Raw genomic sequence first — 24,266 nt, 5'->3', positions numbered from 1 at the left:
CACTAGACGTCCAGAACGATCCGCCGGCCCTTCGCCCGCGACACGCACGGGTACATCAGGTCGGTCCGGTCCCGCTCATGATTCTGCAGTACGTCGTCCCGATGGTCCGGCAGCCCACCGAGGACGCGGACCTCGCAACTCCCGCAGATCCCATCCTCGCAGGAAGCGTCCAGCGTCGGGTCGACGTCATGGATCGCGTCGAGCAGGCTCCGCTCGGCCGGCACCTGGACGACGACTCCACTGCGCTGCAACACCGCCTCGAAAGGCTCTGCCTCGCCGGGCCGTTCCGTCGCCGCAAACCGTTCGGTGTGCAGCGTGGCGTGCGCCGGCATCGCCTGCTCGACTGCCTTCATCAACGACTCCGGTCCACAGCAGTAGACCGCCGTACCAGGGGCGACCTGAGCCAGCAGTACGGCGAGCTCCGGCCGCGCGACCTCGTCCGCCGGCAGCAGCGTCACGCGGGAGTCGCGACCCAGCTCGTCCGCGTAGGCCATCGAAGCCCGAGAGCGTCCCCGATAGAGCAAGCGCCAGTCGCGATCCCCGAGCGCCGCGATCATCGGCAGGAACGGCGTGATCCCGATGCCCCCGGCAATGAACAGGTACGACGGCGCGTCCACCAGCGGAAACTTGTTCCGCGGCCCACGCCACCCGATGCGCGTGCCTGCCTTCAGCCGGTGAATCTCCGCCGATCCGCCTCGACCGTCGGGCTCACGCAGTACGGCGACCTCGAATCCGCCGTCCCGTGCGCCCGCCAGCGAGTACTGCCGGACCAAGCCCGACGGCAGCACGAGGTCGATATGGGCTCCCGGCTCCCAAGTCGGCAGCTTGCCCTGCACCGGACGCAGTAACAGACCGACGGTCTCTTCCGCGAGACGAGTCACTCGCGCGATCTTGAGCCCGTCCCGCCGGCCCCAGCGGGTCTTCCCGCCCGGCTTGTAGAGCGACAGCAACATCGCCGCGACCAGGCTGAGCAGCGGCAGCCCGAACCCCGCGAACACCACGCCTCCACCCGCGCCCAGCTGATCCGTCGTACCCCCGGTCGCCGCAAGGTGCTCGGCCTTCTCGATCACCGCGCCCACCGAGTCCTCGACGTACGCGAAGGCCGAGGCCAGGATCGCGAACGAGATGATCATCTTGGCCGCCACCCACCGGTACCGGATCAGGCCCCAGCGGGTGGTCAGGCCGAGCGCGATCCCGGTCAGCGTGGTGGCGAAGTTGGCCCACGGCAGCACGGTGATGTCGAAGTACGAGATCAGCTCGTAGACGATCAGCGCGGTGTCGAGGTCCTTCGTCGTCATCCCGATCACCGCCAGCGTGACCACTGCGCACGCGATCCCGACCCACGCGGCCGCGCTGATCGCGTGCGCCGCGACGAGCGCCCGGTGCGGCCGTCGCGCGAGCTGCCCGGCCAGCAGCGCCAGGATCGGTACGGCGATCCAGCAGCAGAACATCACCAGGATGTCCCCGACCACGAACCCGAGCGCGATGGTCAGCAGGCACTGCGCCCAGCCCAGCCCGAGCACCACCGCGCGCGGCGCTGACGGGCGTACGGCGAGCAGCAGGCCGAGAACACCCGCGGTCGCCGCCAGCACGAGCAGCATCGGCACGCGCGGCTCCGGCATCCGCAGCGGGAAGGGCGAGGGCACCTGCGTCAGCAGGGCCGCCAGCGCGGCGTAGACGAACAGAGCGTTCCTGGCCTTGACCATGGAGGCTCACCTCTCCGAAATAGTCACTATGAACTAGTCGATAGTGACTACTCGGCCAGGCCTAGGGCATCAGGTCGCAACCCCCACCCGTCCCTGAATTCGGCCGACCAAGCCGCGAACCTGCTCTTCCGTACGTCGAACTCGCTGAACGGCAGCGAGGACGCGGAGATCTCGATCGAACCGGCCGGCCGGAAGGTGACCGGCTCGGTGCTGACCGGCGCGTTCTGCGGCCGGCGGGCGAACGGCGGGACCAACAACCGGAAGTCGTAGTACCGGCTCTACTTCACCGCGTCCTTCGACCAGCCGGTCGTTGCCTTCGGCACCTGGAAGGACAGCGCGCTCGCGGCGGCGTCGCCTGGAAGACCGAGGCGACCACCCCGCGCCGCACCCACCGACTGGGGCACGCCGCCCGTCGACCGCTGAGTTGGCATACTCGGCGGCGTGAACGCGAACCTGACCGTCGGTGAACACGACGCCGAGCTCGAGCAGCGACTGAGCCGGGAACTCGACGACTTCAACACCGCCGCCACGGGCGCCGCGGACCGCGGCGCGTTCTCGATCAAGATCGCCGACGACGCCGGTGAGCTGGTCGGCGGACTGGCCGCGTGGACCTGGGGCGGCCTGTGCGGGATCGACATGGTGTGGATCCGCGAGGACAGCCGCAAGGACGGGTGGGGCAGCAAGATGCTGCTGGCCGCCGAGGCCGAGGCGAAGCGGCGCGGCTGCGACCGGGTCGCCGTCTCGTCGTTCACCTTCCAGGCGCCCGGTTTCTACCAGCGGCACGGGTACGTCGAGACCGGCCGGACCCTGGGCATCCCGGGCGGCAACGAGGACGTCCACTTGTTCAAGACCCTCGAGCCCTGAACATGTGGACGTAGTGGCGACTAGGACCGGGCCGCGCGGCGGAACTCCTCGTGCGGCATCTGCAGGCTGCCGAGGCTGGTCACCTCACGACGGAAGAACAGCGCCAGCGTCCAGTCGAGAATGACACGGGCCTTCCGGTTGAAGGTGGGGACCCGGGACACGTGGTAGGTCCGGTGCAGGAACCAGGCCGGCCAGCCCTTGACCTTCACGCCATACAGCTGGGCGACGCCCTTGTGCAGGCCGAGGCTCGCGACCGAGCCGACGTACTTGTGCCGGTAGTCCTCCGGCGCCTTGCCGTCGACCACGCGCAGGATGTTCTCGGCCAGTGTGCGTGCCTGCCGGACCGCGTGCTGCGCGTTCGGCGCGCAGTACACACCGGGCTGCTCGCTGGTCAGGTCCGGTACGGCGGCGTTGTCGCCGGCCGACCACGCGTCCGTGACACCCTCGATCCGCAGGTTCGCCAGGCACTTGACCCGGCCGCGCTCGTCCAGCGGGAAGTCGGTCGCCGCGAGCGCCGGGTTCGCCTTCACGCCGGCGGTCCAGACGATCGTGTCGGCGTCGAACTCCTCGCCGTCGCTGAGGATCACGTGACCCTTCTCGCAGGACTCCAGCCGGGTCTCCAGCTTGATGTCCATGTTGCGCTTGCGCAGCTGGTCGACCGTGTACTTGCCCAGCTCCTCGCCGACCTCCGGCAGGATCCGGCCGGTCGCCTCGACCAGCACCCAGCGCATGTCGTCAGGGCTGATGTTGTCGTAGTAGCGGGTCGCGTAGCGGGCCATGTCCTCCAGCTCCGCGAACGCCTCCACACCGGCGTACCCACCGCCGACGAAGACGAAGGTCAGCGCGGACTTGCGCAGCGCCGGGTCGGGCTGCGACGAAGCGACGTCGAGCCGGTCCAGCACCTTGTTGCGCAGCGCGATCGCTTCCTCGACGTTCTTGAACCCGGTCGCCTCCTCGGCCAGGCCGGGGATCGGCAGCGTCCGGGCGATCGAGCCGAGCGCGACCACGACCTGGTCGTAGGCCAGCTCGTACTCCGGGCCCTCCTCGGGCATCACCTTGGCGACCTTGTTCTCGTGGTCGATCCCGGTCACCCGGCCGGTCACCACCCGGCAGCCCTTCAGCGTCTTGCGCAGCGGCACCACCACGTGCCGCGGTTCCACGGATCCGGCCGCCGCCTCGGGCAGGAACGGCTGGTAGGTCATCACCGAGCGCGGGTCGACCACGGTGACCCGGATCTTGCCTTTCCTGGCCGCGCGACGCAGTCCGTACGCGGTGTACATCCCGACGTAACCGCCTCCGACGACGAGGATGTGCGGCACCTGGGCTGTCATGCGGTTCACTCTCCCTGAGTGGATCTCCGACTTCATGTCTACTTCAGGTTACTGCACTCGTGAAAACTTTCACAAACCCTCTCAGGTGTGATCTCACCTGCCGGAATGCTCCCTCTCCAGAGGGATAGGTCATGTACCGATGGTGACACGATGGGCCGATGAAAGCCTTCTACCGGCGGTACTTGGACAGGTGTAACGAGCACAGGTTCGAGGAGCTCGGGGAGTTCGTCGCGGACGACGTCCGGGTCAACGGGGACGCGATGGGACTCGCCGGGTACGCCGCCGGACTGCGGTCGGTGGTCGACGCCTTTCCGGACTACCACTGGGAGCTGCAGCACCTGCTCGTCGACGGGGACTTGCTGTCCTCACACCTGATCGACACCGGAACGCATTCCGGCACGTTCCTCGACGTACCGGCGACCGGCCGCGTGATCACGGCCCCGGAGTTCGCCCTCTACCGCCTGCGCGACGGCAAGATCACCGAATCCTGGGGCGACCTCGACTCCTCGGTCCGCGACCAGCTGACCCGCGCCGCCCCAGCCTGACGCCGCCGGACCTTGCCGCTGCTCATCCTGCGTTCTAGCGTCGAACGAGGGGTGGTGGTATGGACCGCGACGAGATGGTGCGGATCGACCAGGCGATCACCGACGCGATCGCGGCGGGGGAGCTGGACGCGTTCGACCGGTTGATGGGGCCGGAGCTGGCAGGGCAGTTCAAGGAGGGCATCGGCGAGATCCGGCAGGCCTTTCCGGACTACGCGGGGACTGTGACGCAGCGATTGGTCGAAGGGGACCGGATGGCGGTGCGTTTCGTCTATCACGGGACGCACAAGGGCAGGTTTCTGGGTGTCGAGCCCACCGGGCGGCGGGTGCGCTTCACTGGGACGAGCATGAATCGGTTCGAGGGTGGCGTGATGGTCGAGGCCGACGTGGTGATGGATTGGCTGGACGTGCTGGAGCAGATCGGCGGCTTCTCGGAAACCTGACCTACCCGCGCAGACGGTAGACCGAGACGTGGGAAGGGGAGTCGGCGGTGAAGGGGGTGCCGGACCAGTCGGCGTGGCGGGATTCGAGGGTGAAGCCGGCGAGTTGGGCCATCAGGTCGAGCTCGGCGGGCCAGATGTAGCGGTGCGGGGAGCGGAAGAGCTCGGCGCGGGTGCCCTCGGCGTCGAAGTGGAAGTGGTGGGAGACGACCTGCTGGTGGAGTACGTCGTACGTGTCGAGCAGGATGTAGCCGGGCTCAGCGACGCCGACGGTTGCCGGTGAGCCGAGCGGGAGACGGCGGAGCTCGGGGACCCAGAGCTCGATGAGGAAGGCGCCGCCGGGGGAGAGGTGGCGGGCCGCGTTCCGGAAGCACTCGACCTGCGCCTCCTGGGTCAGCAGGTTGGAGATCGTGTTGAACACCAGGTAGACCAGCGTGAACTCGCCGGGCGCCCGCACGCTCGCCATGTCCCCGAGGACGACCGGGATCGCGTCCTCGTCCACCTTGGTCCGCAGCTGGTCGACCATCGCCGGCGAGTACTCGATCCCGCTCACCGGCACGCCACGCGCCGCCAACGGCACCGCAACCCGCCCGGTCCCGATCGCGAACTCGAGCGCCCGCCCGCCCCCGGCAAGCCCCGCCAACCGCTCGACCGTCGGCCCCAGCACCTCCGGCGCGAACATCCCCGTCCCCGGAGTGTCATACCGCCGCGCCGCCTCCACACCCCACAGCTCACCCACCACGCCTGTCTCCTCTCATCCGATCCAGCGGAGCTTGTCGTCGCTGCCCTCTTCGCCGGCCTGGGTGCGGCCGAGCCGGTCGCCAAGCTACGCGGGCGGGTGCGGATCCTCCACGGGTTTTCGGTGGTCGGTCACCGAGATCGCGATCTGGGGCCGGCGGCAACAAGCCCGGGCGTCCCGACGGGCGAAATTCGTTGCTGGCGGCAAGCTGTCGGGCGCGCCGGTGCTGAACGCGGACGGCACGGTGACGCGCGGCGGGCGGGTGCTGAAGGTCGAGCGCGACGGCCTGCCGGCGAACGCCGGGATCGAGCTCGCCGTCCAGCACGCCGGCGAGGTCCGCGGCCGCTTCCTGCTCACCGCGGCGGCCCGGATCGCCCGCCCCGACCTCGAGCAGCGCCCGCATTTGGATCGTCAACCGATTGAGTTGTGCAACCGTTTGCCGATTGGGCGGTTTCGGTTGGGGAACAGGTGACTGTTCCTCAGCAGTTGTTAAGGGTGGGACCGTAGTATCTCTGTACGGCCCCGGATGTGGGCTACCAGGAGGATGACAATGCAGAGCAGTAACCCGGTCCTGAACCGGTCGAGTGCGTTCGCGCCTGGCCAAGGCCAGGCTTATCCGGGGGCCGCTCCGTACGGTCAGCCGGGTCCCTACGGAAACGGTCAGCCCGGCCAGTACGGCGGACCCGGTGTGCCGCCCCAGCAGTACCAAGGCGCGCCGGCCGGAAGCCGCCCCATGACGATGGACGACGTCATCGTCCGGACCGCCGCCACGCTGGGCGTCGTCGTGCTCTTCGCCGCGATCGCCTGGTACATGGTTCCGGACACCTTGGTCACCCCCGCGTTCCTGGCCGGCGCCCTGCTGGCGTTCGCGCTCGGCCTGGTGCTGTCCTTCTCCCGTAAGGTCAACCCGGCGCTGGTGATGGTGTACGCCGCCGCCGAGGGTGTGTTCCTCGGGATCGGCAGCGAGTTCATCGCGCGATGGGTCGGCGACTCCGGCATCATCGTGCAGGCCGTGCTGGCGACGATGGTCACGGCCGGTCTGACGCTCGCGACGTACAAGTACTTCGCGATCAAGGTGACGCCGCGGTTCACCAAGATGGTCATCATCGCCACCATGGGCTTCGCCGGCGTGATCCTGATCAACTTCGTCGCCAGCCTGTTCGGCTTCAACTCCGGGATCGGCGGCTTCGGCCCGATGGGCCTGCTGTTCGCCGCGCTCGGCGCCGGCCTGGCGGTGTTCAACCTGATCCTCGACTTCGACATGATCGAGCAGGGGGTCAAGCACGGCGCCCCGCAGAGCGAGGCCTGGCGGGCCGCGTTCGGCCTGACCGTCACGCTGGTCTGGCTGTACTGGAACCTGCTGCGCATCCTCGCGATCCTGCGCGGCGGCGACTGATCACACGCACCAACCCGAAGGGCCGGCCCAATTGGGCCGGCCCTTCGGCGTTTCACGCGTGGTGCATGTCCACGCACAACAAGGAAGACCTGCCCCTCCACCTGAAAGGGCAGGCCTCCTGCATCAGACTCCTGTTCGGCTCGTCAGCCCATACGGCGGTGCGCTCGGCGCAGGTCGTACTCGTGGACGATGGCGGTCGCGTGCCCGTGCGCGAGCTCGTACTCGCTGGAGAGCCATCTCACTCTGTCGTCGAAGCGCAGGAACGACGGTCCGTCGTTCATCAGCTGGAACCACTCGGTCATCTCGCGTCCGGTGCACCTGGGCACCTTCTCCACCAAACGCTGGTGCGTCTCCTCGGAGTGGTTCAAGCCCATGTTCGCCTCCCGTCATCGGGGTACCGCGTAGTTATCGACTGTGCACCACACAGCCGTCGCTAGGCAAGACTCTCTTCATGAAAGTAGCCCTCAGCGGACGCACAACGGCGTCAAGCTAATGGCAGACCGGTACGGCGTCCTGCGATTCGGAGCTTGGCTCGTCGACCCGCTCGACGTCCGCCTTCGGGTGCCGGCGCCGATGCCGCAGCGTCGCCCAGCGGCCGCGCGGACCGCGTTCGCGGCCGGCGACCTCGGTGGCGGCGACCTCCGTGCCGGCCGTCTGGGCAGCCTGTACGGCGGCCTCCGCGATCGGCAGGATCGCCTCGCCCCGGAACTGTTCCGGGTGCACGAACGACTCCGGCCCGACCCCCATCGCGGCCGCGACCGACGGCAGCAGCGCGGCGGACGCGGCGGCGTACCCGATCGCCGACGGGTGGAAGTTGTCCCGCCCCCACATCGACGGGTTGGTCCGGAACACCTCGCCGAGCAGCGACCCGAGGGACACAGTTCGGCCGCCTGCCTCGACCACTGCGATGGTCTGAGCGGCGGCCAGCCGCTGGCTCCAGGACCGGGCGACCTGCCGCAGCGGCGGCATGATCGTCCGGACCGCGCCGAGGTCCGGACAGGTGCCCACCACCACCTCGCAGTGCGCGGCCCGCAACCTGCGGACCGCGGCCGAGAGCAGCCGAACCGACGTCGACGGTGGCATCTTCGCCTTCACGTCGTTGACGCCGATCAGGATGACCGCCACGTGCGGCCCGGCCTGCAGGGCGGCATCGACCTGCGCGGCCAGGTCGGACGACTTCGCCCCGGTCTTCGCCACGTCGACCAGGCGCACCGGGCGCTTGGCCAGCTCGGCGAGACCGGACGCCAGCAGGACGCCAGGTGTCTCTTCCGGTGACTCGGTGCCGTAGCCGGCCGCACTGGAGTCGCCGAGGATGGCGAACGTGATCGGATGTCCTGGATACCGGCCGAACAGGCCGTCGCCCGGAGTCGGGTAGTAACGCATCGGTCCGATCACGCGTTTCGCGTACTCGGCCTCAGCGGTCAGTACGCCGTACAACGTGGCACCGATGAGTCCGAGTCCCCCGCCCCCGACAGCTGCGGCCTGGGCCAGCTTCTTGGCTGCCCGGGCTCTACTCATGAGTCAAGGATTACACGCGGTGACGCCCGCGCAAGTGAAAATAGGGGAAAGCCGTACGTATCACTACAGTAAAGATGTGCGCTACGCAGACTCTCTCCTGGACCTGGTCGGCAACACCCCGCTCGTGAAGCTGGGCAAGACCACGGACGGGGCCAAGCCCCTCGTGCTCGCCAAGGTCGAGTACTTCAACCCGGGTGGTTCGGTGAAGGACCGGATCGCGGTCCGGATGGTCGAGGCGGCCGAGGCGTCCGGCGACCTGAAGCCGGGCGGCACGATCGTCGAGCCGACCTCCGGCAACACCGGTGTCGGGTTGGCGATGGTGGCCCAGCAGAAGGGTTACAAGTGCGTCTTCGTCTGCCCGGACAAGGTCAGCGAGGACAAGCGCAACGTGCTCAAGGCGTACGGCGCCGAGGTCGTGGTCTGCCCCACCGCCGTCGCCCCCGAGCACCCGGACTCGTACTACAACGTCTCCGACCGCCTGGTCCGCGAGATCGAGGGCGCCTGGAAGCCGAACCAGTACGCCAACCAGAACAACCCGCGTTCGCACTACGAGACCACCGGCCCGGAGCTCTGGGAGCAGACCGAGGGCAGGATCACCCACTTCGTGGCGGGGGTCGGCACCGGCGGCACGATCAGCGGCACCGGCAAGTACCTGAAGGAGGTCTCCGGCGGGAAGGTGCAGATCATCGGCGCCGACCCGGAGGGCTCGGTGTACTCCGGCGGCACCGGCCGGCCGTACCTGGTCGAGGGCGTCGGCGAGGACTTCTGGCCGGAGACGTACGACAAGACCATCTGCGACCGCGTCATCGAGGTCTCGGACGCGGACTCGTTCGCGCTGACCCGGCGGCTGGCCCGCGAGGAGGCCATGCTGGTCGGCGGCTCGGCCGGGATGGCGGCCGCGGCGGCGATCCGGCTCGCCCACGAGCTCGACGACCCGGACGCGGTCATCGTCGTGCTGCTGCCGGACGGCGGCCGCGGCTACCTGACCAAGGTCTTCAGCGACGACTGGCTGGCGCAGTACGGCTTCCTCGGTGCGCGCCAGGGCACCACGCTCGGCGACATCCTGGCCCGCAAGGACGGCAGCATGCCGCCACTGGTCCACACCCACCCGCACGAGACGATCGCCGAGGCAGTCGGCATCCTGCGGGAGTACGGCGTCTCGCAGATGCCCGTCGTTCGGGCAGAGCCGCCGGTGATGGCGGCCGAGGTGGCCGGCGCGGTGTCGGAGCGGACATTGATGGACGCCCTGTACTCCGGCAAGGCGCGGCTGGCCGACATGGTCGAGCAGCACATGGACCCGGCGCTGCCGTCACTGGGCGCCGGTGAGCCGGTCGCGAAGGCGGTGCAGCTGCTCGAGGATCGGGACGCCCTGATGGTGCTGGACGACGGCAAGCCGGTGGGCGTGCTGACCCGGCAGGACCTGCTGGTCCACCTGTCCGTCGACTGACTCTCCGCAGAGAGACTTACCGGTCCACGACCGAAGGCACGATGGCGAGCAGGACCGTGACCACGATGCCGATCACGATGGCCGCTGCGCCGGCGATCTGAAGGATTTCCATACCTCAAGAATCCTTCAGAGCAGCCGTCCGGACATCGGCCCGAGGACCGGTCTTGCCTTCATCCCAAGGTCGTACGGCCGACCGCCCGTGCTCCTACTTCGGGAGTGCGGGTCAACCCCTAATGGACCAGCACGAAGTCCGCCGGATCGAGCCGGCGGGTGCGGCGCCAGTAGGAAACCGTCCACTCCGGCCAGATGGTCGAGTTCCGGCCCGTGGCGTCCAGGTACCAGCTGTTGCAGCCCGATTGCCAGACGGTGTCGCCGAGCTCGCCCTGGATCCCGCCGACGAACCGCTCCTGGGCGTCCTCGCGGACCTCGACGTACGACGCTCCGCGCCGCCGGAGCAGGTGCAGCGCCTGCATCACGTACCGGACCTGGGCCTCGATCATGAAGACCATCGACGAGTGCCCGAGCACGGTGTTCGGGCCGACCAGCAGGAAGAGGTTCGGGAAGCCGGCCACGGTGATGCCGAGGTGGGCGCCGATGCCGTTGCGCTTCCAGTGGTCGGCCAGGTCGACGCCGTCCTTGCCGAGGATCGGCATCCGGGTCAGGTTGGCCGAGACGTCGAACCCGGTGCCGAGCACGATCGTGTCGCAGGCGCGCTCGGTGCCGTCGGTGGTGACCACGCCGGTCGGGGTGACTCGCGCGATCGGGGTGGTGACGAGGTCGACGTTCGGCCGGCCGAGAGCGGGGTAGTAGTCGTTCGAGATCAGGATCCGCTTGCAGCCGATCTGGTAGTCGGGGGTCAGCTTGGCCCGCAGCTCGGGATCGGTGACCTGCTTGTACAGGTGGCGTTTCGCTTGGAGCTCAAGGCCTTTCATCAGCTTCGGGTTGCCCGCGAACCCGGCGCCGCGCCCCTCGAGTCCCCAGTAGATGGCGTTGCGGATCGCTCGCTGGCCGGCCGGGAAGCGCTCGTGCAGCCGCCGCTCCCACGGGCCGATCGCGCGGTCCGGCTTGGACGTGATCCACGGTGGCGTCCGCTGGTACACGTCGAGCTGCGCGACCTCGATGGCGATCCGCGGCACGAACTGGATCGCCGACGCGCCGGTCCCGATCACCGCGACGTTTCGCCCGCGCAGGTCCTGGGAGTGATCCCACTGCGCCGAGTGGAACGCCGTACCGGCGAAGGAGTCCAGGCCCGGGATCTGCGGCAGCTTGGGCTGGTGCAGGCTGCCGACGCCCGCGACCAGGGCCTGGGTCTCGATCGTCTCGGAGTCGTTGACGGTGACGGTCCAGCGGCCGGTCGCTTCGTCGAACACGGCCTCGGTGACCTCGGCGCCGTACCGGATCTTGTCCGCGACGCCGTACTTGTCCGCGCAGTGCTTGAGGTAGGCGAGGATCTCGTCCCAGGGCGCGAACATCCGGGTCCAGTGCGGGTTCTGCTCGAACGAGAACGAGTAGAGGTACGACGGGATGTCGCAGGCGCAACCCGGGTAGGTGTTGTCCCGCCAGGTGCCGCCGAGCTCGCCGGCCTTCTCCAGGATGACGAAGTTCTCGCACCCCGCCTGCCGCAACTTGATCCCCATGCACAACCCGGCGAACCCGGATCCGACGACGACGACCTCAGCCCCAGTCATAGCTGCGTAGGTTACCGGCGGGTCATGTTGCCGGGCTAGTGCTTGAGGCGGTGCAGGATCTCGCCGGCGTTCGGGATGACCAGGGTCTCCGGGTCCTTCTCGTACGCCGCCAGGTCGACGTCGGCCGGGTCGAGGTGGGCGAGGTTGGCCCGCCGTACGACGTCTTCGGGGATGCCGGTCGCGAGCGTGACGTGGACCCGGAGGTGCTCACCGGTCGCCGGGTCCCAGGTGCCGGCGCCGCGGAGGTGGGTGGAGTGCGCGAGGACGCCCCAGTGCAGGTCGCGGAAGCGGTCCCACTGGCCGAGGAAGTAGTCCCGGCAGTGGTAGCCGATCTCCTCGATCTCCGGGTGCATCGCGGCGAGCTGGGTGACGTGCGGCGCGTACAGGATGACCTCGCCGCCGTCGGCGACGATCGGCTCGACCTTGTAGAAGCCCTTGGCCGCGGTCCAGATGTCGGCGTACCTCGGCGGCATCACCGAGACGACCCGCTGGACCGGGTGGTCGAGGTAGCGGACGTGGGTCCGCGCGGAGATCTCCGCGGCCGCGCGCCACGAGGAGATCGTGTCGCCGAACGCGACCGCGTGCAACGCGTTCGTGCCCGACTGGGCCACCACCGACAGGGCGAGCTTCTCCGCCGGGATCATCGCCGCGGCCTCGTCGATCAGCGCCCGGACCGGCGTGGTCCCGGGGGTGCCGATGATGCTCGAGCTGGTGATCAGGGCGCCGAGCCAGTGCGAGAAGTCGATCACCTCCTGGCCGGCGACGCCGGGGAAGAAGTACTTGTTGCCGCCGGAGAAGCCGACCACCTCGTGCGGGAACACCGGGCCGACGACCAGGGCGACGTCGTGCTCGACCACGGCCCGGTTGAGCTTCACCGGCACCTCGTCGCGGAGCATCTCGCCGGAGATCTCGCCGACCCGGTCCGCGCCGATCGTGCCGAGGTCGGCGAAGGTGTCCGGTTTCCACCACTCGTGGTTCAGGACGCCGTCGTACTCGCCGCCGAGGTGGGTGAGGAGCTGGTCCGGCGTCATCTCCGCATGGGTGCCCAGGGCAACCAGGATGGTCAGCTTGGCGACCCGGCCCTCGAGGGCCTGGTGGACCGCCTTCAGCAGCAGCGGAAGCGGGCAGCTGCGGGTGGCGTCCGGGACGATCACGCAGATGCTGCGCCCCTCCAGCCCGGCTCGGCCCAACGCGTCACCGACGAAGCTGGTCACCTCGTCGTCGGTCAGCACCTGGCCGGGTCCACCGATCACCGTCGCGTCCATGGCATCCACCCTAGGCCCTGCCTGGCAGTTCCGAGCCGTGACCGGGCAGGAACCCTTGGTGGACAAGGGATCGTGTCATCGGCAGGTAAGGGATCGAGCCTTGACCCAGAGCCGCTGCGGGGCGCACGATCGGCGGTGTCAGCTGGGGTGGGCTGCACACCGAGGGGGAAGACCATGTCCGACACCATCGAGCGGCCGGCGGGGGCGAGACCGGAAGGTTTCGGCGGCATCGTGCTGACGGGCGGGGACCCGGCGTACGACGAGGCCCGGACGGTCTTCAACGCGATGATCGACAAGCGGCCGGCGATGATCGCCCAGTGCGAGTCCGCGGCCGACGTGGTGGCGGCGGTGAAGTACGGCGTCGCGCGGGAGCTCGAGATCGCGGTCCGGGGCGGCGGACACAGCGTCGCCGGGACCGGGGTGAGCGACGGCGGCCTGGTGGTCGACCTGCGCCGGATGAACAGCGTCCAGGTCGACCCGGACGCGCGGATCGCCCGGGTCGGCGGCGGCGCGACCTGGGCCGACTTCGACCGGGCCTGCCAGCCGCACGGCCTGGCGACCACGGGCGGCCGGGTCTCGACGACCGGCGTCGCGGGCCTCACCCTCGGCGGCGGGTCGGGGTGGATGGAGCGGAAGTTCGGGCTGGCCTGCGACAACCTGGTCTCGGTCGAGCTCGTCACCGCGGACGGCCGGCTGCTGATCGCCGACGAGACAAAGAACACCGAGCTGTTCTGGGCGCTGCACGGTGGCGGTGGCAACTTCGGGGTCGCCACGTCGCTGACCTTCCGGCTGGAGGAGCTGCCCACGACCACGCTGGCGATGCTGCTCTGGCCGGCGGAGGCCGGTCCTGCGGTGATCCGCGCGTACCGGGACATGATCGAGGCCGGCGCGTCCGAGAACCTGGGCGGCGGCGTGCTGTACCTGACCGGGCCGCCGGAGCCGTTCGTGCCGGAGCATCTGCAGGGGCAGCGGGTCGTGGCGGCCGGGGCGATGTACGCCGGTCCTGAGGCGGAGGCGCGGGACGCGTTCGCGCCGATGTTCGGGCTTGGTCCGGCCGGTGAGTTCGTAGCGGAGCTGCCGTACGCCGACCTGAACTCGGCACTCGACGATCCGCCGGGGTACCGCAACTACTGGTCGGCTGAACACCTCTCGTCGTTCCCGGATCCCGCCGTACAGCTGTTCTGCGACCGGTCGTCGGACATGCCGGCGCCGTCGCCGTCCCAGCAGATCGCGCTCCCGTGGGGCGGCGCCGTACTGCGAGGTGCCGACGACTGGCCGTTGCCGCACCGGAAGGCGGCGTGGGTGGTGCACCCGTTCGGGCTGTGGTCCGATCCGGCGGACGACGCGCGCGGGCGGGAGTGGTCGCGGGACCTGTGCAGCGACCTGCAGGAGTGGGCGACCGGGTACGTGTACCTGAACTTCATCGGGAACGAGGGCCAGAACCGGGTGGTCGCCGGGTTCGGGCAGGAGAACTACGACCGGTTGTCGCGGGTGAAGTGCGAGTTCGACCCCGAGAACGTGTTCCACCTCAACCAGAACATCCTCCCCGGCTGGCCGGAAAGCTCAGCGGGTTGAGTGATGCGCCGTTCGGTGGTCCCGTTTGTAGTGGGGTAGGCGGGACCACTGGACGGCGGTGACTGCGGCGTACGTCGCCGCGGCCAGCGGCGCGCACCACAGCCGGAAGAACGGCATCTGCCCGGTGATCGCGGTTGCCGCGAAGATCACGCCGAAGACCGTCAGACCGGCCGTGGTTCCACGCCGGCGGCTGTCGAGCGCCGTACTCGGGAGTGGGCCGGTGTGGCGGTCGAGTACGACGGCCAGCGCGCTGAGGCCGACCAACGAGGCGAGCGCGAACAGGATGCCGCCGGGGAGGTCGCCGAGGATGATCGCGACCACGTTGGCCGCCGTCAGCACGGCGACGACGACCGCGATGTCGAGGGTGCCGAAGGCGAGGTGGCTGCGCCGCCGCTTGCTCAGGTCGACGCCGTCCGCGGTCGTGGTCGGACCGTGGTCGCCGCTCAGCCGCCGTACCGTCAGAACCAGCCCGACGACCAGCAGTACGGCGATCAGCACGCCGGAGACCGAGAACACCACCGACTTGGTAAGCGAGATGAAGTCCCGCACGTCCCCGTCGCCGAAATCACAGGTCGCCCGCGGCGGGAACCACCCCGTGTGCACCTCCACCCCAGCACTGTCCGCCCCACCGAACCGCAACACACAAGCCTCATCCGGATCAAACCAACTAGGCATGGCGCTGCTGACCACAACCGCCCATCCCAACCCCAAAACCAGCCCAACCGCCAGCAGGGTCCCCGCCATCCTCTTCACACAGTCCACACTCTCATCCATGCCGTCCTATGAAGGCTCGTACCTCTGGCACCTCCGCCAGCACGTCGGCTCCCGCCTCCTGCTGATGCCGGGAGCACAGGTCCTGGCGGTGGACCCCACCGACCGCATCCTGTTCCAGCGAAGCCGAGACACCGGCCGCTGGGAACTCCCCGCCGGCGCCGCCGAACCAGGCCGGCCGGTGGACCGGTGAGTTGACCGCGGGCCCGGACGAGGTGGTTGAGCTCGGGTTCTTTGCCGAGCCTCCTGGCGAGCTGCATCCGCCGACACGTGTGGTCCTGGGGCTGTACGCCGCTTACCGGGCGTCGGGAGCTTTCCAGGCCCGGTAGCCCAGTGCTCCTGGTTGCCCTTGGGGTGTGGGGCCGGTAATGTGCCCCACCCCTAGCGACGAGTTTCTGCGGGCGGGTGGGATTCCATCCGGTTCTGTGGAGGTTGTCGTGACGAGGGATTTTCGGTGGTTGCTGGTTGGGCAGACGACCAGTCAGTTCGGGGCTCAGGTCAGTGGTGTGGCGATACCGCTGCTGGCTGTGCTCACCTTGGGGGCCACGCCGTTCGAGCTGGGGCTGGTGACGGCCTCTAGCACGGTCGCGTTCGCGTTGATCGGGTTGCCGGCCGGCGCGTGGGTGGATCGGTGGCGGCGGCGCCGGATTCTGGTGGCGAGCGATCTGGTGCGGGCCGTGGTGCTGGCGTCGATCCCGGTCGCGGCGCTGGCCGGCGTACTGACCATCACGCAACTGGTCGTCGTGTCGTTGCTGACCGGGTTCGCGCGGGTGTTCTTCGACGTCGGGTACCAGAGCTACCTGCCCACGGTGGTCGGCAAGGACCGCCTGCTCACCGGCAACTCGGCGATGGAGACGGTCCGAGCGACCGGCCAGATCGCTGGTCCCGGGCTCGGCGGCTGGCTGGTGACCGCGATCGGCGCGGCGAACGTCGTACTCATCCAGGCCTTCACCTTCCTCGCGTCCGCTTTGTCCCTGCTGGCGATCAAGGCGCGCGCGGAGGTACGGCGGCCGGCCACGGACGCGACCCTGTGGACAGACATCCGAGAAGGCCTCCGGTACGTCGTCGGGCACCGGGTGATCCGCGCGATCGCGATCACCAGCGCACTGAACAACTTCGCGTTCGCGATCGCCTCGGCGGTGAGCTTCATCTTCATGGTCCGGACGCTCGGCCTGTCGCCGGCGCTGGTCGGGATCGTGCTGGCGGTCGGATCGGTGACGGCGATGCTCGGCGCGGCGCTCACCCCTCGGCTGGCGCGGCTGTTCGGATCCGAGCGCGTCATCTGGCTTTCGCTCGCGATCACCGGTCCGCTCGGCGTCCTCGGCGTACTCGCTCAGCCCGGTTGGCTCACGCTGCTGCTGGTGCTGAGTACGGCGGCCGGTGAGCTCGGGCAGATCGTCTACGCGATCACGACGGTGACGCTGCGGCAGCGCGTCGTACCCGAGCGGCTGCTCGGCCGGGTGAACGCGACCATGCGGTTCCTGCTGATGGGCCTGTTCCCGTTGGGCGCGCTGCTCGGCGGCGCGCTCGGCACGCTCGTCGGTCCGCGCCTCACCTTGCTCGTGGCAACGGGATTGATCGCCGTGTCCTGGATTCCGCTCTCCCGGGTGGCCGGGACTGCGATCCCTGGTGGTTTCCCGGGCGGCGTTCTTCAATCGGAACAGGAGAGGGGAGGCAACCATGACTGAGCGAGCGGACTTCCTCGAGTGGGTGACGACGCGGCTTCGGGACGCGGAGGTCGCGATCCACAACGGCGACGCCGGCCCCCGGCGGGTGCTCTGGTCACGGCAGGATCCGGTGACCGTGCTCGGCGCCTGGATGACCGGGACCACCTGGGCGGAGGCGGAGGAGATCTTCGGGAAGCTGGAGGACAGCTTCTCCGACTGCACGTCGTACACGCACGAGGTGATCTCGGCGGACGTGTACGGCGACATCGCGTACACGATCGGCTACGAGCATACGGCCGCGAGCCTGCACGGTGAGCCGCGCAAGTACACGCTCCGGGTCACGCAGCTCTACCGCCGCGAGGACGGCGAGTGGAAGGTCTTCCACCGCCACGCCGACACGGTGCAGCTGACCGAATGATTCCGGCGCTACGGCAGGCGGTTCGCCTGGTCGCGGAGGAAGTCGGTGGCCGAGCGTGGCGTGATTCCCCTTTGGCGTAAGGGTTCGTCGTCCCAGGTGGCGGGCTGGGTGCCGAGGAGCAGACCAGCTCCGAACACCGACGCCATCGCGTCGTTCCTGTCGTTCAGCATGCGGATCGCCAGGCGAGCGAGCGGTGCCGGCATGCGTTGGACCTTGATCCGGCGGTGGGTGAGGTCCTCGGCGATCGCTACTGCCTCGTTCCGGCTGATCGCCTCCGGCCCGCCGAATTCGACCAACGCCGGCGGATCGGGTTCGGCCGCGAGCTTGGCGACGAGCGCGGCGGCGTCGTCGGTGCTCAGCCAGCGCTGCTTGGCCATCCCGGACCCGATCACGGACACCTTGCCGGCAGCGAGGTCGAACCGGCCCACCGGTCCGAGGTGAACCTCCTGGAAGGCGTCCGGGCGCACGACCACACTCCGCAGTGCCGACCGCTTCAGCCGCTGTTCTGTCGCCAGTTTGGCGCGTTCGAGCGGCGTGCCGAGGCCGGCGTCGACGCCGGCGTACGACAAATAGACAAAGCGCCGTACGCCGGCCGTCTCGGCCGCGTCCACCAGCGCAGCCATCCCCAGCTCGTCGGCCTCGTGAATCGACGGACTCGGTACGCCGGCCAGCCGCCTGCCGATCACTGTCGCGGTGGCGATCACCGTCTCGACACCCTGACACGCCTCGGCCAGGCTCCCCGGATCAGTCAGATCCCCCCGAACGACCTTCGCTCCCGCTTCCTCGAGCCGCTCACCGTCCGACCCCGGCCGTACCAGGCACCGCACGTCCTGCCCGTCCCCCAGCAGCAACCGGACCACCCGCCCACCGAGGTCGCCAGTACCCCCAACCACCAGCATCATCAGGACCACCCCCTGACACGACCGTGCCCCCGTTCGAATGCCATCGCAACCCCCAGTTACTCGTCCGATTCGTTCAATACGCCCGGTGAGTGGGGGTTTTACGTTGCTTCTGTGGATGAGAGGAGCAGTGGGATGAGGGTCGGGATCGGTTTGCCGGCGGCGGTGCCTGGGGTCGACGGACGGTTGGTGGGGGAGTGGGCGGGCGAGGCCGAGGCGGCGGGGTTCGACTCGGTGGGGGTGATCGACCGGTTGGTGTACGACAACCTGGAGCCGTTGACGGCGTTGGCCGTGGCGGCCGGACGGACTTCGACGGTGGAGTTGTTGACGACCGTGCTGAACGTCGGGTGGCGGAACAACGCCGTACTGCTGGCGAAGCAGCTGGCCTCGGTGGAGGTGCTGTCCGGGGGCAGGCTGACGGCGGGGCTCGGGTTGGGCGGTTGGCCGGATGACTTTGCTGCCAGCGGTGCGTCCAGGGACGGGTTGGCCGGGTTGTGGGAGACGACGCTCGAGACGTGGCGGCAGGTGTGGGCGGGTGAGCTGAGCGGCCAGGGCGGGCCGATGACACAGCTCCCCGATGGACGGCCCGGGTTGCTGTTCGGTGGTTTGGTGCCTGCCGCCTATCGGCGAGCCGCCGCGCACGGGCAGGGCTGGGTGGCTCCGCTGTTCGGGACGTCCACGCTCGAGCAGGGCGCGAACGCCGTACGCGAAGCCTGGCAGGAAGCGGGACGGACCGGTCAGCCGCGCATCGTCACCGGCCGGTACTTCGCGTTGGGCCGCCACGCGGACACTGTTGCCGACGACTACATCCGGCACTACTACGGCGACGCCTACTTCGACTTCGCCCGCGCGGACACACTCACCACACCCGCTCAGATCGACGACCACTTGACCGCACTCCGCGAAGCCGGTGCCACCGACGTCGTCCTCTACCCGGCGTCCGCCGATCCCGACCAGGTCACCCGACTCGCCGAAGTACTTCAGCCTTCCAACGCGTCGAGGTCCCGTTCCGCGTAGAGGCGGTGTTGCCACTCCTCGTTGAGGACAAGGAGGAGGCACTCGCGGACCGGGTAGCTGTCGGGCCCGGGCCAGCCTGGTTCCGGGACCGGGGTGGTGTTGCCGTCGAGTCGCTCCACGGTCAACTCGTCGACGTACCGCCGTACGGTCGCCATCCGGTCCTTGCGTAAGGCAAGCACCTCGTCGAGGTCGGGGCGTACGGCGCGATCCCACGGCACACCCGGGACGTCGCCCATCCCGTCGAACGGGAGGTCGAGCGGGTCCCACGGATGGGGGTCGCCGAGGATGACCCGCCGTACCCAGGCGTCCGTGGCGAACACCAGGTGGCGGAGCGTCTGGATGAACGACCACTCGCCGTCGACGCTCTCGTGCAGCAGCTCCGGCGGGAGCGACCGTGCCCGGGTGACCGTCCCGTCCCACAGGCGTTCGAGGATGTCCCACGCCGTACGGAATCCCTCCGGGTCGGTCGGCCGCATCCGCGCCCGGTCCGGGTAGCGGCGGTCGAGCTCGGCGTACACGTACGGCGCGACGTCGACCCCGTTGACGACCAGGTCCTCGATGTCGCCGTCGATCGTGACGTGCCCGAGCTCCACGCCGCGCATCCGCGTCCCGGTCAGTGTCACCTGCTCGAACCGCGCGTTCCGCAGATCGACGTGGCGGAGCATTGCGCCACTCAGATCCGCTCGCTCGAGGTGCTTCCCGGTCAACCCGTCCATGAACCCCATGGCCTCACGGTAGAGCAGGTTCCGGACGTTTCACTTCCGGAAAGCTGACCTCTGGTCGAGTGCAGCCGGCCAGGTTACATTGCCAGGGCGTCAGGCCTGGGGGATTGGTCTATTCGCTTTGTGGGGGGAACCATGCGTGTGTTCCGTCGTGGCGCCATCGGCGCAATCAGTCTCGCCGCGGCCGTTGCTCTGGTCGCAGCCCAACAAGTACCGGCCGGAGCCGTTCCGATCGAGGAGACGTACGCCAAGCTCCTGGCCAAGAAGGTCACCGGGCAGAACGCCCAGAAGCACATGGTCGCGTTGCAGGCGATCGCCGACCGGAACGGCGGCAACCGGGCCGTCGGCACCTCGGGCTACGACCAGTCGGCGGCGTACGTCGCGGCCCAGCTGGAGCAGGCCGGGTACCGGGTCACGCTCGACCCGATCAACTTCGTCGAGAACTGGGTGGAGAACAGCCCGCCGGTCCTGGAGCTGACGGCGCCGACGCAGAAGACCTACACGCCCGGCGTCGACCTGTTCACCTTCCAGCCGTCGCCCGCGGGTGACGTGACCGCGCCGGTGCAGGCGGTCGACGTCACGCTGCCGCCGACGCCGACCCCGACATCGACCAGCGGCTGCGAGATGTCCGACTTCGCCGCGTTCACCCCGGGCAACATCGCGCTGATCCAGCGCGGCACCTGCCCGTTCGCCACGAAGGTGCGCAACGCCGGGTTCGCCGGTGCGGGCGGGATCATCATCTTCAACGAGGGCCAGCCGGGCCGGACCGACCCGTTCCCGCTCGACATCGGTGAGTGGCGGGCCGGTGTGCCGATGGTCTTCGCCAGCTTCGCCGTCGGCAACGAGCTCGCCGGCACCGCGGGCGCGGTCGTCCACCTGAAGGTCGACTCCACGCTGACCCTCGGGACCGACTACAACGTGATCGGCGAGACCCGCAAGGGCGACCCGAACAACGTCGTCATGGTCGGCGCGCACCTCGACAGCGTCGAGGCCGGTCCGGGGATCAACGACAACGGCTCGGGTACGGCGGCCATCCTGGAGACCGCGCTGCAGATGAACAACTTCCCGGTCAAGAACAAGGTCCGGTTCGCGTTCTGGGCGGCCGAGGAAGTCGGTCTGCTCGGCTCCGACCAGTACGTCGAAGGCCTCACCCAGGCCGAGCGGGACAAGATCAGGGTGTACCTGAACTTCGACATGGTCGCCTCGCCGAACTACGCCTACAAGCTGTACGACGGCGACGACTCCGACGCGACCGGCTTCCCGGCCGGACCGCCCGGATCGGCGCAGATCGAGGACCAGTTCGAGGCGTTCTTCGCCAGCCGCGGCCTGGCCACGGTCGGCACCGACTTCGACGGCCGGTCCGACTACGGCCCGTTCATCACGGCCGGCATCCCGGCGGGCGGCATCTTCACCGGCGCCGAGGGCATCAAGACACCGCAGGAGGCAGCCCTGTTCGGCGGTACGGCGGGCGTCGCGTACGACGTCTGCTACCACCAGGCGTGCGACACCATCGCCAACCCGAACCTGACCGCCCTGGACGTCAACGCCGACGCCATCGCCGACTCCACCGCACGATTCGCGTTCAACCTGACAGCCATCCCGTAACACCCGGACGAACGACAGCCCGGGGCCTGAACGCCCCGGGCTGTCTGCTCCGTGGATCAGTAGGACCCGGCGGGATCGAGCAGGAACGCCAGGTCGTCGGGCTGGTCGATGCGGTAGCTGCCGCTGGCGTTGCAGTTGTAGTTCAAGCCGAACGACGTGACCGCGACGATGATGTTCTGCTCCGCGATGGCGGGCGAGGTGATGTCGAAGGTCGGGCCGCCCGAGTCGCCGAAGCACGTTCCTCCGGTCGTGGATCCGCCCTGGGCGTGCGAGAACATCACCGCGATGTCGCGCAGACCGTACGCGCCCCTGAAGCTGATCAGCCGGCGGTCCGCCTTCCGGCGGGTGTCACCGCCGAGGGAGAACTTCGGGCCGCTGTCCTCGAGGCCGTACCCGACGGACTCGAACAGGGCGCGCTGCTTGGCCTTCCCGGCGTACCGGTCCAGGTAGTCGGGCGACGGCAGCGATCCGTACTCGTCGAGCTCGATCGGCTCGGACAGCTCGACGACACCGAGGTCGTGCAGCAGGAACGCCTCGTCGACGTACTCCGGGTGCGTGAACGTCGACTCCGCCTCGGCCCATTCGCTGCTGGCGTCGAGGATCGCCGACCAGGTCTCGTAGCGCTCGTCGTTGCCATCCGGCACGAACGTGGAGCTCGGCGGCAGGACGGAGTAGTCCGGCGCCTCGGACACCGAGAACCACACGTCGGTCCCGCCGAACAGCGGGTTGTCCGGCACTTCACCCTCGACACCGACCGCGAACGTGCAGTGCCCGGCGGTGACGACCGTGTCCGCGTCGATCAGGGTGCCGGTGCAGTTGAACCAGGCGCCCGGATCGTCGAACCGCGGGTCGATCGCGTCCGGGACGTAGAACAGCAACTGGCCGACGTACGGGTGTTCCCCGTTGTCGGGCGCGCCGCCGACGATCGCGCCGGCGGGCGCGGTCGAGGTGACCAGCAGAGCCAAGCCGGCCAGTACGGCGCAACTACGTAACAGGTTCCGCATGAGTCGCACGCTCCTTCGAGTGGACAGTGCCAGCACAGTACGCCCGGCAGGAACGCAGTACTAGATCGCGAATCCCTGCAAACAAAGGGGCACCGAGGGCAACCGTCCAGTGGTTGCCCCCGGCTACCAGGTGCGCACCGACAGCGACGGATACTAGGACCGCAGGAACTCGAGGAGGTCGGCGTTGAGGGTGGCTGCGTGCGTGGTGGGGAGGCCGTGCGGCAGGTCCTTGTAGGTCTTCAGTACGCCGTTCTTCAGCAACGCGGCCGACTTCGGGCCGGAGGCGACGTACGGGACGATCTGGTCGTCCTCGCTGTGCACCACCAGGACCGGGATGCTGATCTGCTGCAGGTCCGCGGTGAAGTCGGTCTGCGAGAACGCGACGATGCCGTCGTAGTGCGCCTTCGCGCCGCCCATCATGCCCTGGCGCCACCAGTTCGCGATGACCGCTTCGGACGACTCCACGCCGGGCCGGTTGAATCCGTAGAACGGTCCGGAGGCAAGCCCGCGGTAGAACTCGGAGCGGTTCGCGGCCAGCTGCGCCTGGAGGTCGTCGAAGACCTCCTTGGGCAGGCCCTCCGGGTTGGCGTCGGTCTTCACCATCAGCGGCGGCACGGCGCACAGCAGCGCTGCCTTGGCGGCCCGGGACTCGCCGTGCCGGGCCAGGTAGTGGGTGACCTCGCCGCCGCCCGTCGAGTGGCCGACGTGGATGACGTCGTGCAGGTCGAGATGCTGTACGACGGCCGCGAGGTCGTCGGCGTAGTGATCCATGTCGTGACCGTCGGCGGTCTGCGTCGACCGGCCGTGGCCGCGGCGGTCGTGGGCGATGACGCGGTACCCCTGCTGCAGGAAGAACAGCAGCTGCGCGTCCCAGTCGTCGGCCGACAACGGCCACCCGTGACTGAACACGATCGGCTGACCGCTGCCCCAGTCCTTGTAGAAGATCTCGATCCCGTCGCTGGTCGTGACAGTACCCACGGTGTTGCCCCCTCGATTCGAGAAAACCCTTGTGCACAACGGTTTCGGGCGGCCCCACGTCACCCTAACCCCGGCAACGTCGTCGAGTCTCGGGATCATCCGGGTAGCGGACACGAACTGGCCGCTACCGCTTCTAGGCTCGAAGCATGACAGTGAACGAGCAGCAAAGTGTCACCGGTGAGCGGGCCGACCTTCTGGACTTCCTCGGGAAGCACCGGTACTTCCTGCGGTACACCGCCGAAGGGCTCTCCGACGAGCAGGCGAACACCCGGAGCACCGTCAGCGCGCTGACGGTCGGCGGCCTGATCAAGCACGTCACCGCGGTCGAGCGCCGGTGGGCCGAGTTCGCCCAGAACGGCGGTGGCGAGGACACGCCTGAGGAGACCGAGTTCACTCCCGAGCTGATCGCCGAGTGGGAGAGCCAGTTCCGCCTCACCGAGGGCGAGACGCTGGCCGGCGTACTGGCCGAGTACGAGAAGGTCGCGGCCGCCACCGACGACCTCGTCCGCACCCTCGACCTGAACACCAGCTACGAGCTCCCCGCCGCCCCCTGGCAACCCCCGGGAGTCTTCTGGTCCGTCCGCCGCGTCTTCCTGCACATCGCCGCCGAAACCGCCCATCCCGCAGACGTCGGTCTGGCCGGACCCGAGCCTGAGCGGTGAGCTCGCCACCCT

General features: G+C 69.0%; 27 protein-coding genes. 13 read left to right on the top strand and 14 right to left on the bottom strand.

All coding sequences use genetic code 11. The features are described 5' to 3' along the window. Positions 1 to 2: 2 nt before the first annotated feature. The 3 genes from ACWCOV_RS33445 to ACWCOV_RS33435 are packed head-to-tail and all read right to left on the bottom strand — an operon-like array spanning position 3 to position 2,137. A complete protein-coding gene (locus ACWCOV_RS33445; protein WP_449833350.1) occupies positions 3 to 1,706 on the bottom strand; it encodes a PDR/VanB family oxidoreductase in 1,704 nt (567 codons plus the stop codon). 47 nt (positions 1,707 to 1,753) lie between these two features. Then, positions 1,754 to 1,963 carry a hypothetical protein gene (locus ACWCOV_RS33440; protein WP_449833349.1) on the bottom strand — a complete coding sequence of 70 codons (210 nt, stop codon included), beginning with the start codon at positions 1,961 to 1,963 and terminating at the stop codon, positions 1,754 to 1,756. A gap of 21 nt (positions 1,964 to 1,984) precedes the next feature. Beyond that, positions 1,985 to 2,137 (bottom strand): hypothetical protein, encoded by a 153-nt coding sequence (locus ACWCOV_RS33435; protein ID WP_449833348.1) that lies wholly within the window; start codon positions 2,135 to 2,137, stop codon positions 1,985 to 1,987. A gap of 10 nt (positions 2,138 to 2,147) precedes the next feature. On the opposite strand from ACWCOV_RS33435, the gene ACWCOV_RS33430 reads away from it, so the two are divergent. Next, positions 2,148 to 2,570 (top strand): GNAT family N-acetyltransferase, encoded by a 423-nt coding sequence (locus ACWCOV_RS33430; protein WP_449833347.1) that lies wholly within the window; start codon positions 2,148 to 2,150, stop codon positions 2,568 to 2,570. Positions 2,571 to 2,590: 20 nt separating this feature from the next. On the opposite strand, the gene ACWCOV_RS33425 is transcribed toward ACWCOV_RS33430, so the two are convergent. Continuing rightward, positions 2,591 to 3,901 carry an NAD(P)/FAD-dependent oxidoreductase gene (locus ACWCOV_RS33425; RefSeq protein ID WP_449833346.1) on the bottom strand — a complete coding sequence of 437 codons (1,311 nt, stop codon included), beginning with the start codon at positions 3,899 to 3,901 and terminating at the stop codon, positions 2,591 to 2,593. A 158-nt stretch (positions 3,902 to 4,059) separates the two neighbouring features. On the opposite strand from ACWCOV_RS33425, the gene ACWCOV_RS33420 reads away from it, so the two are divergent. Together ACWCOV_RS33420 and ACWCOV_RS33415 are read left to right on the top strand one after the other, a co-directional pair. Beyond that, positions 4,060 to 4,446, top strand: a complete 387-nt coding sequence (locus ACWCOV_RS33420; protein WP_449833345.1) for an ester cyclase — start codon at positions 4,060 to 4,062, stop codon at positions 4,444 to 4,446. Positions 4,447 to 4,505: 59 nt separating this feature from the next. Next, entirely contained in the window at positions 4,506 to 4,886 is a 381-nt protein-coding gene (locus tag ACWCOV_RS33415) for an ester cyclase (protein WP_449833344.1), read from the top strand. 1 nt (position 4,887) lies between these two features. Here the strand turns inward: ACWCOV_RS33415 and ACWCOV_RS33410 are convergent, their stop codons facing one another. Further along, on the bottom strand, positions 4,888 to 5,625 hold the full coding sequence (locus ACWCOV_RS33410; RefSeq protein WP_449833343.1) for a class I SAM-dependent methyltransferase: 738 nt from the start codon (positions 5,623 to 5,625) through the stop codon (positions 4,888 to 4,890). 31 nt (positions 5,626 to 5,656) lie between these two features. On the opposite strand from ACWCOV_RS33410, the gene ACWCOV_RS33405 reads away from it, so the two are divergent. Together ACWCOV_RS33405 and ACWCOV_RS33400 are read left to right on the top strand one after the other, a co-directional pair. Further along, positions 5,657 to 6,094, top strand: a complete 438-nt coding sequence (locus tag ACWCOV_RS33405; protein WP_449833342.1) for a hypothetical protein — start codon at positions 5,657 to 5,659, stop codon at positions 6,092 to 6,094. Positions 6,095 to 6,172: 78 nt separating this feature from the next. Continuing rightward, a complete protein-coding gene (locus ACWCOV_RS33400) occupies positions 6,173 to 7,018 on the top strand; it encodes a Bax inhibitor-1/YccA family protein (protein ID WP_449833341.1) in 846 nt (281 codons plus the stop codon). 143 nt (positions 7,019 to 7,161) lie between these two features. Here the strand turns inward: ACWCOV_RS33400 and ACWCOV_RS33395 are convergent, their stop codons facing one another. Then, positions 7,162 to 7,392 (bottom strand): DUF4287 domain-containing protein, encoded by a 231-nt coding sequence (locus ACWCOV_RS33395; RefSeq protein ID WP_449833340.1) that lies wholly within the window; start codon positions 7,390 to 7,392, stop codon positions 7,162 to 7,164. Positions 7,393 to 7,507: 115 nt separating this feature from the next. Continuing rightward, positions 7,508 to 8,536, bottom strand: coding sequence for an SGNH/GDSL hydrolase family protein (locus ACWCOV_RS33390; protein WP_449833339.1), 1,029 nt, complete (start codon positions 8,534 to 8,536; stop codon positions 7,508 to 7,510). A gap of 76 nt (positions 8,537 to 8,612) precedes the next feature. Between ACWCOV_RS33390 and ACWCOV_RS33385 the strand changes: the two genes are divergently transcribed. Further along, a complete protein-coding gene (locus ACWCOV_RS33385; RefSeq protein ID WP_449833338.1) occupies positions 8,613 to 9,983 on the top strand; it encodes a cystathionine beta-synthase in 1,371 nt (456 codons plus the stop codon). Between the two features lie 230 nt (positions 9,984 to 10,213). On the opposite strand, the gene ACWCOV_RS33380 is transcribed toward ACWCOV_RS33385, so the two are convergent. Together ACWCOV_RS33380 and ACWCOV_RS33375 are read right to left on the bottom strand one after the other, a co-directional pair. Continuing rightward, positions 10,214 to 11,671 (bottom strand): flavin-containing monooxygenase, encoded by a 1,458-nt coding sequence (locus tag ACWCOV_RS33380; RefSeq protein ID WP_449833337.1) that lies wholly within the window; start codon positions 11,669 to 11,671, stop codon positions 10,214 to 10,216. Between the two features lie 35 nt (positions 11,672 to 11,706). Further along, the gene (locus ACWCOV_RS33375; protein ID WP_449833336.1) at positions 11,707 to 12,936 is read right to left on the bottom strand and encodes a lactate racemase domain-containing protein; all 1,230 of its coding nucleotides are present in this window, start codon (positions 12,934 to 12,936) and stop codon (positions 11,707 to 11,709) included. 174 nt (positions 12,937 to 13,110) lie between these two features. Between ACWCOV_RS33375 and ACWCOV_RS33370 the strand changes: the two genes are divergently transcribed. Then, entirely contained in the window at positions 13,111 to 14,511 is a 1,401-nt protein-coding gene (locus ACWCOV_RS33370) for an FAD-binding oxidoreductase (protein ID WP_449833335.1), read from the top strand. Here the strand turns inward: ACWCOV_RS33370 and ACWCOV_RS33365 are convergent. Then, complete coding sequence (locus ACWCOV_RS33365; RefSeq protein ID WP_449833334.1) at positions 14,500 to 15,120, bottom strand: hypothetical protein; 621 nt, start codon at positions 15,118 to 15,120, stop codon at positions 14,500 to 14,502. The genes ACWCOV_RS33370 and ACWCOV_RS33365 overlap by 12 nt on opposite strands. Before the next feature lie 163 nt (positions 15,121 to 15,283). Here ACWCOV_RS33365 and ACWCOV_RS33360 point away from each other — a divergent pair, with 163 nt between their 5' ends. The 3 genes from ACWCOV_RS33360 to ACWCOV_RS33350 all read left to right on the top strand — a co-directional run bounded on the left by ACWCOV_RS33360 (position 15,284) and on the right by ACWCOV_RS33350 (position 17,367). Beyond that, entirely contained in the window at positions 15,284 to 15,475 is a 192-nt protein-coding gene (locus ACWCOV_RS33360) for a hypothetical protein (RefSeq protein ID WP_449833333.1), read from the top strand. A gap of 175 nt (positions 15,476 to 15,650) precedes the next feature. Beyond that, the gene (locus tag ACWCOV_RS33355; protein ID WP_449833332.1) at positions 15,651 to 16,970 is read left to right on the top strand and encodes an MFS transporter; all 1,320 of its coding nucleotides are present in this window, start codon (positions 15,651 to 15,653) and stop codon (positions 16,968 to 16,970) included. Beyond that, positions 16,963 to 17,367: a nuclear transport factor 2 family protein gene (locus tag ACWCOV_RS33350; protein WP_449833331.1), complete on the top strand. Its 405-nt coding sequence runs from the start codon at positions 16,963 to 16,965 to the stop codon at positions 17,365 to 17,367. Before ACWCOV_RS33355 ends, ACWCOV_RS33350 begins: the two co-directional genes overlap by 8 nt. Positions 17,368 to 17,375: 8 nt before the next feature. On the opposite strand, the gene ACWCOV_RS33345 is transcribed toward ACWCOV_RS33350, so the two are convergent. Further along, positions 17,376 to 18,269 carry an SDR family oxidoreductase gene (locus ACWCOV_RS33345; protein ID WP_449833330.1) on the bottom strand — a complete coding sequence of 298 codons (894 nt, stop codon included), beginning with the start codon at positions 18,267 to 18,269 and terminating at the stop codon, positions 17,376 to 17,378. Between the two features lie 132 nt (positions 18,270 to 18,401). Between ACWCOV_RS33345 and ACWCOV_RS33340 the strand changes: the two genes are divergently transcribed. Further along, the gene (locus ACWCOV_RS33340) at positions 18,402 to 19,283 is read left to right on the top strand and encodes an LLM class flavin-dependent oxidoreductase (protein WP_449833329.1); all 882 of its coding nucleotides are present in this window, start codon (positions 18,402 to 18,404) and stop codon (positions 19,281 to 19,283) included. Here the strand turns inward: ACWCOV_RS33340 and ACWCOV_RS33335 are convergent. Next, positions 19,247 to 20,008 (bottom strand): DinB family protein, encoded by a 762-nt coding sequence (locus tag ACWCOV_RS33335; RefSeq protein ID WP_449833328.1) that lies wholly within the window; start codon positions 20,006 to 20,008, stop codon positions 19,247 to 19,249. The two genes, ACWCOV_RS33340 and ACWCOV_RS33335, sit on opposite strands and share 37 nt — an antisense overlap. 132 nt (positions 20,009 to 20,140) lie before the next feature. Here ACWCOV_RS33335 and ACWCOV_RS33330 point away from each other — a divergent pair, with 132 nt between their 5' ends. Further along, positions 20,141 to 21,610 carry a M28 family metallopeptidase gene (locus ACWCOV_RS33330; protein WP_449833327.1) on the top strand — a complete coding sequence of 490 codons (1,470 nt, stop codon included), beginning with the start codon at positions 20,141 to 20,143 and terminating at the stop codon, positions 21,608 to 21,610. A 56-nt stretch (positions 21,611 to 21,666) separates the two neighbouring features. Here the strand turns inward: ACWCOV_RS33330 and ACWCOV_RS33325 are convergent, their stop codons facing one another. Both ACWCOV_RS33325 and ACWCOV_RS33320 read right to left on the bottom strand, forming a co-directional pair. Further along, positions 21,667 to 22,614, bottom strand: a complete 948-nt coding sequence (locus ACWCOV_RS33325) for a S1 family peptidase (RefSeq protein WP_449833326.1) — start codon at positions 22,612 to 22,614, stop codon at positions 21,667 to 21,669. A 153-nt stretch (positions 22,615 to 22,767) separates the two neighbouring features. Further along, positions 22,768 to 23,592, bottom strand: coding sequence for an alpha/beta fold hydrolase (locus ACWCOV_RS33320; RefSeq protein WP_449833325.1), 825 nt, complete (start codon positions 23,590 to 23,592; stop codon positions 22,768 to 22,770). 146 nt (positions 23,593 to 23,738) lie between these two features. On the opposite strand from ACWCOV_RS33320, the gene ACWCOV_RS33315 reads away from it, so the two are divergent. Next, positions 23,739 to 24,254 carry a DinB family protein gene (locus tag ACWCOV_RS33315; protein WP_449833324.1) on the top strand — a complete coding sequence of 172 codons (516 nt, stop codon included), beginning with the start codon at positions 23,739 to 23,741 and terminating at the stop codon, positions 24,252 to 24,254. The last annotated feature ends 12 nt before the right edge of the window (positions 24,255 to 24,266 follow it).

It is taken from the genome of Kribbella sp. NPDC002412, from assembly GCF_053592935.1.
The sequence above is the reverse complement of the archived record's forward strand: the minus strand, read 5'-3'. Positions and strand labels throughout refer to the sequence as shown.